Here is a 799-nt window from a genome sequence, read left to right as displayed (position 1 = left end):
CATCGGTCCAGTGCTCGGTGATATCAGTGAGCCACAACTCGTTCGGATTGTCGGCGGTGAAGTCGCGTTCGACCAGGTCGTCGTGCACCGGCGGGCCCGGCTTCGTGCCGCTGCGGCCGCGTTTCTTTCCGAAGGTCGACCACCAGCCGTTGGCGCAGCAGATCCGCCACGCCGTCCTCTGGCTCATCGCCTGACCAGCGTGTTCGGCTTCGTCGGCGAGGAACCGGTACCCGAACTCCGGATCATCGCGATGCGCATCGAACAGGGCGTTCGCCCGCGCGGCTTCGACCCGATCGGCGGTGGTGACCGCCTCCTTGAGCCACCGGTAGTAGGGCTGTCTGGCGAGCTTGAGTACCCGGCACGTCACCGCCACGGGGATTCCGTCGGCGGCGAGCTCCTTCACGAGCGGGTAGAACCTTTTCCCGGCAGGTTCGCCTGCGACAGATACGCCGCCGCCCGTCGCAGGACCTCATTCTCCTGCTCCAACAACCGGATTCGCTTGTTGGCCTCCCGCAACTCCGCCGACTGCCCGCTCGTCATTCCGGGCTTGTTGCCGTCATCGACGTCGGCGCGACGCAACCACTTCTGCAACGTCATCTCATGGATCCCGAAGTCCTTCGCGATCTGCGCGAGCGTCACACCGCTCTCACGATCCCGGGCAACCCGGACCACATCGTCACGGAACTCCTGCGGATAAGGCTTAGGCACGATGGCCATCCTTCCAGGCCCACCCTCCCGGGCAAGCCAGATCAGATGTCACCTACCCGTGCACCAGTCCCSCATGCCTCGTCGATATGTC

At 64.8% G+C, this 799-nt stretch carries 1 protein-coding gene and 1 pseudogene; both read right to left on the bottom strand.

Features of this window, described 5'->3' with window-relative positions; genetic code table 11:
- Window positions 1–403: pseudogene (locus tag AXK61_RS25585) on the bottom strand (IS3 family transposase); the annotation flags it as partial.
- Window positions 400–717, bottom strand: a complete 318-nt coding sequence (locus AXK61_RS25580) for a transposase (RefSeq protein WP_197466819.1) — start codon at window positions 715–717, stop codon at window positions 400–402. The pseudogene AXK61_RS25585 and the gene AXK61_RS25580, both read right to left, overlap by 4 nt.
- Window positions 718–799: the final 82 nt, after the last annotated feature.

This window comes from Tsukamurella pseudospumae, from assembly GCF_001575205.1.
GTDB classification, from domain to species: Bacteria; Actinomycetota; Actinomycetes; order Mycobacteriales; family Mycobacteriaceae; genus Tsukamurella; species Tsukamurella pseudospumae.
This window is presented reverse-complemented; position numbering and strand designations above follow the sequence as displayed.

Excerpts from the sequence above, each read along its gene's own strand:
- AXK61_RS25580 (WP_197466819.1), bottom strand. The coding sequence starts at position 717 with ATGGCCATCGTGCCTAAGCCTTATCCGCAGGAGTTCCGTGACGATGTG.